The organism is Clostridium sp. K13, assembly GCF_019734195.1.
Lineage (GTDB): Bacteria > Bacillota > Clostridia > Clostridiales > Clostridiaceae > Clostridium.
This window is the reverse complement of the sequence record NZ_JAASHM010000080.1, coordinates 1-2,374: the sequence shown is the minus strand read 5'-3', so window position 1 is coordinate 2,374 and position 2,374 is coordinate 1. Positions and strand designations below refer to the sequence as shown.

General features: G+C 29.5%; 1 protein-coding gene. It reads left to right on the top strand.

Translation table 11 applies throughout. From position 1 onward, the window contains the following. Positions 1-307 precede the first annotated feature (307 nt). Complete coding sequence (asnB, locus tag HCG76_RS18820) at positions 308-2,149, top strand: asparagine synthase (glutamine-hydrolyzing) (protein ID WP_221701794.1); 1,842 nt, start codon at positions 308-310, stop codon at positions 2,147-2,149. The last annotated feature ends 225 nt before the right edge of the window (positions 2,150-2,374 follow it).

The window sequence follows — 2,374 nt, the reverse complement described above, 5'->3', positions numbered from 1 at the left end:
TAATAAATTAATATATTTTATATTATATTACATATTTGTATAAAATTAAAGACTGTTGACACTTTGTCAACAGTCTGCATTTAGCAAAGTGAAAAGGAGCAACATTAGTTGCTCCTTTTTACTTTGCTAAATTGAAAACTAACTTAATGAAAAATTTATAGTTAAGGGCCTTACGGCCAGGTAAGTTTTTTGAACATTGCTTCGCTAGTTCAAAAAGGTTAAATTCCTTCGCAATTTATTTCAAGGTTTCACTAAAAAACAGGTTTTGTCATATTTTATAGTATGAATTTAATGAGAAGGTGAAATTATGTGTGGAATAGCTGGAATGGTAGACTTTAATGTAAATTTAAGAGGAAAGAGAAAGATACTTTGCGATATGGTAAAGACTTTAGAGCGAAGAGGCCCAGATAGTGAGGGATTATATGAATCTGAGAATGTTTTATTAGGACATAGAAGGTTGATAGTTGTTGATCCTGATGGTGGTAAGCAACCAATGATTAAAATTGTAAGAGGAAAAAAATACGTTATAGTTTATAATGGAGAATTATATAATACTGAAGATTTAAGAAAAGAGTTATTAGATGAAGACTTTACTTTTGATTCTTACTCAGATACAGAGGTATTATTAACATCATATATTGCTTGGGGAATAGATGCTATAAAAAAATTAAATGGAATATTTGCATTTGCTATATATGATGAGGATAAGCAACAAGTGTTTTTAGCTAGAGATCCCATGGGGGTTAAACCATTATTTTATTCTAAAAAGGGAAGTACACTAGTTTTTGGATCAGAAATTAAGACAGTACTTGCACATCCATCAGTAAAAGCAGAAATTGATAGAGATGGATTAACAGAGCTTTTTGCGTTAGGCCCAGCAGTATCACCAGGAAGTGCAGTATATAAAGGAATAAATGAAATAGCTCCAGCAAATTGTATGTTAATAACAAATGATAATATGAAGGTATGGGAGTATTGGAAGGTTGAAGCTAGAGAATTAAATGAGACAACTGATGAATCAGTAAGTCATGTTAGACAACTATTGATTGATGCTATAAGAAGGCAATTGGTAGGAGATGTTCCAGTTTGCACTTTCTTATCAGGTGGATTAGATTCATCAGCAATATCAGCAATAGCAGCTGAAGATTTTAAGGAAAAAGGAAAAAGGCTAACAACTTATTCAATAGACTATGAAGGTAATGATAAATATTTTAAAGCTTCATTATTTCAACCAACTTCAGATCAATATTTTGCAGAGAGAATGGCTAAATTTATAGATAGTGATCATAGAACTGTTTTATTAAAGCAAGAAGATTTAGCACATGCGTTAAGAGAAGCTACATTTAGCAGAGATTTACCAGGTATGGCTGATGTAGATTCATCACTTTTGTTATTCTGTAAGGAAATTAGAAAAGATTTTGTTGTTGGGTTATCAGGAGAGTGTGCGGATGAATTATTTGCTGGTTATCCATGGTTTACTCATGAGGAAATGATAAATGCTAATACTTTTCCATGGTCAAGATCTGTTGGTGAGAGAAAGACAATTCTAAATGATAATCTTAAAAATATTAAAATTGAAGAGCTTACAAACGAAGAGTACTTGAAGACTTTAAAAGAAGTACCACATTTAGATAATGAAGATAAGAAGACTTATAGAATGAGAGAGTTATTTTATCTAAATTTGAAGTGGTTTATGGTTAATTTATTAAATAGAAAAGATAGATCAAGTATGTATAATAGCTTAGAAGTTAGAGTTCCTTTTGCAGATTATAGAATTGTAGATTATGCTTTTAATTTACCAGTAGATGTAAAACTTTTAGATGGAAGAGAAAAGGGACTATTAAGAAGAGCATTAGTAGGTATACTTCCTGATGAAATAGTATATAGAAAGAAGAGTCCATATCCAAAGACTCATAATCCTATTTATACTAAAATTGTTTGCAGTATAATGGATGAAATATTAAATGATAAAACATCACCTATACTTCAAATAATAAATAAGGATAAGGTTCAAGAAATAGTGGACACAAAAGGAGAGGCATATAAGACACCTTGGTTTGGACAACTTATGACTGGACCACAAATGATTGCATATTTAATCCAAGTGGATACTTGGTTAAGAGAATATAATGTAGATATATTACTATAATTAATATGTAGTATGTTGAAATAAAGTATAACTGTTGTTTAAAGGCAGTTATATTTTATTTTTATTAGCATAAAATTTAGTGAAGACAGTTATTGAGATACATTAATAAAAGTATGTATAAAAATATTATTAACATAATTATTTTTTTTAGAATCTGTTAAGCTGATATGAAAAAATAGCTTGATTTTTCATAGAATTGCTCGCTCTTTGAAAATTATATAAGTT

Bases quoted from the DNA above. Each gene is read 5' to 3' on its own strand.
- asnB (WP_221701794.1), top strand. From the start codon at position 308: ATGTGTGGAATAGCTGGAATGGTAGACTTTAATGTAAATTTAAGAGGA.